The 4,900-nt window shown below is 61.5% G+C and carries 2 protein-coding genes and 1 pseudogene; all 3 read left to right on the top strand.

The genetic code is table 11. The features are described 5' to 3' along the window. The first annotated feature begins 140 nt into the window (after positions 1-140). The 3 genes and pseudogenes from ACFWZ5_RS44740 to ACFWZ5_RS44730 all read left to right on the top strand — a co-directional run bounded on the left by ACFWZ5_RS44740 (position 141) and on the right by ACFWZ5_RS44730 (position 4,000). Positions 141-2,777 carry a ribosome-inactivating family protein gene (locus tag ACFWZ5_RS44740; protein WP_384892892.1) on the top strand — a complete coding sequence of 879 codons (2,637 nt, stop codon included), beginning with the start codon at positions 141-143 and terminating at the stop codon, positions 2,775-2,777. Between the two features lie 267 nt (positions 2,778-3,044). Continuing rightward, positions 3,045-3,374: pseudogene (locus tag ACFWZ5_RS44735) on the top strand (transposase); the annotation flags it as partial. A 173-nt stretch (positions 3,375-3,547) separates the two neighbouring features. Further along, the gene (locus ACFWZ5_RS44730) at positions 3,548-4,000 is read left to right on the top strand and encodes a hypothetical protein (RefSeq protein WP_384892896.1); all 453 of its coding nucleotides are present in this window, start codon (positions 3,548-3,550) and stop codon (positions 3,998-4,000) included. Positions 4,001-4,900 lie beyond the last annotated feature (900 nt).

Here is a 4,900-nt window from a genome sequence, read left to right as displayed (position 1 = left end):
GGAACCAGACGCTTCGATAGATCAGCACCCACGCCCGGCATCATGCCGCACAAACATCAAGCCACGTGAGACAACCTCTAAGTCATCAACGAGTCCTGAAAGCCGTTCAGAATTGAATTCCATTGAGGAGTGTGGCGACTATGCCGATATTCAATGTTGCAGGGCAATCGTTCCCCGTAGAGGAGTATAAGAAATTCATCAAAGAGCTGCGCAGTCAGTACAATCAAGGCGGGGGAGGTCTTTTCCCTCTCAGCTTTAAGGTCAACGGCAAGGAGGTCAATTTATGGTTCGATCGCGCGAATCTTTACCTGGAGGGTTGGAATGTCGGCGGCACATACTTTCATTTCAGTGGGGCAAGTGTTCCGCCGGGGTTCAAGGGCGAAGTCAAGGGTATTGGATTCGGCGGCAATTATGATGCTTTGGGTAGGAAAGGGCCGGGGAATACTCTAGGTGAAAGTCAGTTTGCGGATTCCTTGAACAAGCTTTCCAAGGCGGACGCGCTCGTCGGGAAGGGATTCCCTAAGTCGTCGCTCGCTGATCTGATTCAAATGGGTCCAGAAATGGCCCGGTTTGGTGGAATGACGGGCGGTATCGAGAAGTACTGGAGTCCCGGAAGCGGGGGCTGGAAGGTTTCTGCGGAATTTTTTGATGCAACCAAGAACTGGGAAGCCATCACGAAACTCGCAGGCGGAAAGGGTAAGCCTGTCACTATCGGCGGTACTGCTCTGAGCCAGAGTAAAGCTGAGGAGGTTCTCGGGGACGGGGTCCGCTGGCGAGGACTCACCGAAGGTGAGGTAAGCAACAAGGCAGCTGCATATGGTGTGCGGGCTGCAGCAAAGATTCCCGCCGCATGCCGTGGGAAGATTCGCGGCAAGAGCGGTGGTCAATTTTATCAGTCCACGCAATTCGCGACAGGCGCTGTGGCCTGTATGAGCCTGGACTGGCAGGGAATGAACAGGGAGCTTCAGGCAGAAGCCGATGAACTAGTCCGTGCCAAGGTCTCCATGAGTCAAGGTAAAGAGATCAAAATTACCCCGGAGATCCAGGTGGCGGCACGGGAAAGCAACGCTTTCTTCGTGCCTTACGAGAAGACCCGAGGCGCCTTGGCGAACGAGTTTAAACTCAAGGCAGGGGCCCGGGTAGGCGCAGCGGTCGGTTCGGCTCTGTGGATCGCTGGCGTTGTCAACGCATTCAGCCATGACACCTCCGCTCTGGACAAGGCTGCTGCCCTCACTGCTCCGGTCCCCGTTTTGGGAAATCTTTTGGGAATAGTCAATTCGATCGACAGCAAGGATATTACCGGCACCACAGTCAATGCCGGGATGCTGCTCGCCGAGCTGGCAGAGATCCTAGGAGTGTCGGAAGCTGGCCCGGTTGGGCTATTCATCGGCGGGATGATCACCGTAGCGAGCATGGGGCACAGACTGGAGGAGGACTTCGATGCTGTCGTCAAGCAACGGAACAAGATCTGGTCAGAAAATCTACGAAAGCAGCTGGAAGAGCTTGCCACGAGCGGTTCTGGTTCCTACGCCGAACTCTACTTCGAGTTCCTCAAAGGACAAGCGCTCCAGTCCGCCACCGTACGTTGGCTGACCGCTTTGGCTGAGGCCCGGGCGACGACTGCCCAAGGTACTGAACCGGATGACGAGCACGTTGCTGACGTGCTGAACCAGCTGGAAGCGCAGGGTAAGTTCAGGAAGACAGACGGCGAGGTCCGTGAATCCGTCCAGCGTACTGGAGTCCAGTTACGTAACGCAGTGACAGAGATGGTCAAGAAAGCAGAAGAGAAAGCCTGGAAGTCCTCACAAGAAGAGTTTAATGAGCCATTCGTGAGTCGCGTCGAGGCATTGAGGAAAGCCAGTCCGCCAGATAATGCGACTGCTCGTGGCGTCAGCGTAGGGTGGAGGCTCAAACAGGAAAAATTGGCTGATGAAGCACGTAAGGAACTCGAGAAACAGCCTCCCGGTCTGACAGACGCAGAGATTTCGGATATCCTCGACCAAGCTGGGTGGCCGCCTGCTTTACAGCAAGGGCCAAGGCTGCGGGACGCAGACTGCAGCATAGCTCAAAAGTACGGGAGCGTCCGCTGGGATCTACCTCGCAATGCCCCCAATGGTCTCCAGATGGAGGTCGCGCCGGGCAACGGTGAGTCCCACTGGTTCACCGAGGCGAGCAGCCAGTACATCAACAATCGCCTCACAAAGGGCGATCGCCTTCGCTTCGTGGACAAGCGTCCCGGCGGATACCGAACCATCTGGTCCACGTGGACATACACGACTACCGGGTGGGGTATCTTCGGTAAGTGCGACGCATCCGTCGACAACCCAAATGGCGGGCTAGACGCCTGGCCGGATACCATTCGGTCTGAGGTTGGCAGCAACAGCTATACGCTCAAAGATGAAGCCGACTTCTACATCGATGTGCAACCGGATGCCATACGTCGCTTGGACTCGGCTGTCTGGCATGTCACGAGAATGAAAGACAGAGACACGGTCACAATTTCCTGGGACAGTGTCGCGCATGGGGGGACTGTCTTCTTGAAAGAGGGACAGATCGCAGGAGCCCCAGGGGAGGTGTCGGCGGGGAATTCGGATCCAGCTTGGTATAACGTTGATGCATCTGGCGTGCTCACGGTGTCTGCTGGGGACAGAAAAGGGTGGGTACTGAGCGCAGAAAGACAGCATGTAGCGAATCGACCTGCGAAGCAGGGAACCCCTCTTCATTTTTATGACCAGAACGGGGAGATGCTCACAAAAAACAATCTTCCCTCGTACTGAGGTTTTCTCAGGAGGCGGGTTCAGGGGGCTCGCGTCCTTGACCTGCATGGGTCCTGAACGGCACGTGAAGCCCCTGGTAGGACGGGTCGCGTCACCGACTCATCCCTGCCACAAGGGGCTTCACGTGGCCTCTCATCGTGCCATGCTCGCGTTCCAGGTCTCGTGGTCGAGTTGTCTCCCGTCCGCTGGTCGCACGCCGACGTATGACCAGGACGCGTCACGGGACTCGGGCTCTGGTCCCGTACCGTCAGGCGGTCCTGGTCATCGATGACTCCGGCGAGCCCGGCGACGGCGCACGTGGGCCGGCAGTGGCTGCGCCGGGACGGCAAGACCGACAGCGCCGTGGTGACGGTGACCACGCTGTGGGCAGATCACAGAGCATACTTCCCGCTGCATGCGGTGCCCTACACGCCTGCCCACCACTTTGGCAAGGGCAGGAATGATCCGGCGTTTCGTACCAAGTGGCGCATCACCGCCGAACTGGCCCGGTCGGCCCGGGCCATGGGCATCGCCTTCCGGGCCGCCGTCGCCGATGGCGCCTACGACGATGTGGATGACTTCCGCTGTGAACTGCATGTCGCCGACATCCCGTTCGTCATGGCCGTCAAACGCCACCGCGGCACCTGGGCCTACGGAGACCAGACCCACACACCCATCGATACCACGCTCGAGCTGGCCTGGCACGGCCCCGATCGGTCCGGCGACTGGCAGCCGTCACCCGCCGATACCGCGACGGGCACACCGCCACCTGGTGGGCCGCCGACGCCACCTTGGATTCTGGGGACCGGACAGCACCACCCGCCTCATGGTGGCCACCACCGACCACCGACCCGGCCACCCCGCCGGACAAGGCCACCTGGTACCTGGCCACCAGCCTGCCCCGACCCGGCAGCCCGCGGGCGGCCGAATCCCCCTACGAGGTGGCCGGCCTGGACGAGATCGTGTGGCCCTATGACCTGCGCAACTGGACCGAGCAGAGCTACCAGCAGGTCAAGGACGAACTCGGCTGGGCCGACTTCCAGGTCCGCTCCGATGCCGCGATCCGCCGCCACCAGGCCCTGGTCAACTGCACATTCAACTTCTGCTGGACCACCTGGTTCACCCCCGACCCACTGACCAGCGAACTGGAGCCGTTCCGCCCCAGAGAGAGGGAGCACAGCCGCCCCACCAGCCCCGGACGGCCTGTTGGCCCCAGGCAATCCGCGCCATCCGTGGCCAGCTGACGCCCTGAGCCACGCTGCAACGCCACTGGCGAGCCTGGACGACCAAGCCCCCGCCCGCCGAACTCCAGACCCCTCTCGACATCGTCCGCACCGACAGACCTCTTGATCTCTACCGCCGGGTTTAACGAACTACTGCTATTGCTGCGTTCCTCATAGGCGGTACTCGAAGCGGTGTCGCAGGCGCCGGGTGGGCGGCGCCTGGCGTCCCAGATCCAGGGTTTCGCACGGCTGTTGAGCTGGGCGGTGGCGACGCAGGTGGCATGGTCGATTTCGTCGGGGTTAGTGAACGGCTGCCTGGCCAGGGCGGTCTTGCGGAACAGGCGCCACCAGCCCTCCTGCAGGTTGAGCCAGCACACGCCGACCGGGATGAGCGTGTGGGAGATCCTCGACCAGCTGCAGAAACCGCTGGCAGTGGGTGCCACTGCGGGGCGGGGCGGTCATCGTGACCTCCTGGCCGTCCCTCACGCGCAGCCCGCCGTAGACCCAGGTCTTCTCCGGCCCCCGCGCGTAGTCCAGGGGTGCCTTGATGCGGTGGCCGTCCGCCGACCAGCCCGGCGCCGGCGGGAACGTGCGGGGGATCACCGGCCCGAGTTCGTCCGCGCAGATCACCGTGGTGCCCTCGGGCGGGTCGGTGTAGAGGCCGATGACCTGGGTCCTTTGGGAACGAACTCGGGATCCCGGCTCTGGGCCCAGGAGTGGGCGCGGCGCCAGCGGGCGCCCTCTGCCAGGAGGGTCCGCCGCACACGGGAGCGGCGGATGTTGATGCCCAGCCGACGGGCGGCGGCGGTGAGCGTGTCCAGCGTCCACACCCCCGGTGCGGACTCGTCCTCGGCCTCCAGCTCGCCCTAGTACTGCAACGGTCTTTGTCGTGACGGTTGGGCAGGTCGGTCGTTGGTCAGC

Origin of the sequence: Streptomyces sp. NPDC059003, assembly GCF_042740445.1 — a bacterium.
GTDB lineage: Bacteria > Actinomycetota > Actinomycetes > Streptomycetales > Streptomycetaceae > Streptomyces.
This window is presented reverse-complemented; position numbering and strand designations above follow the sequence as displayed.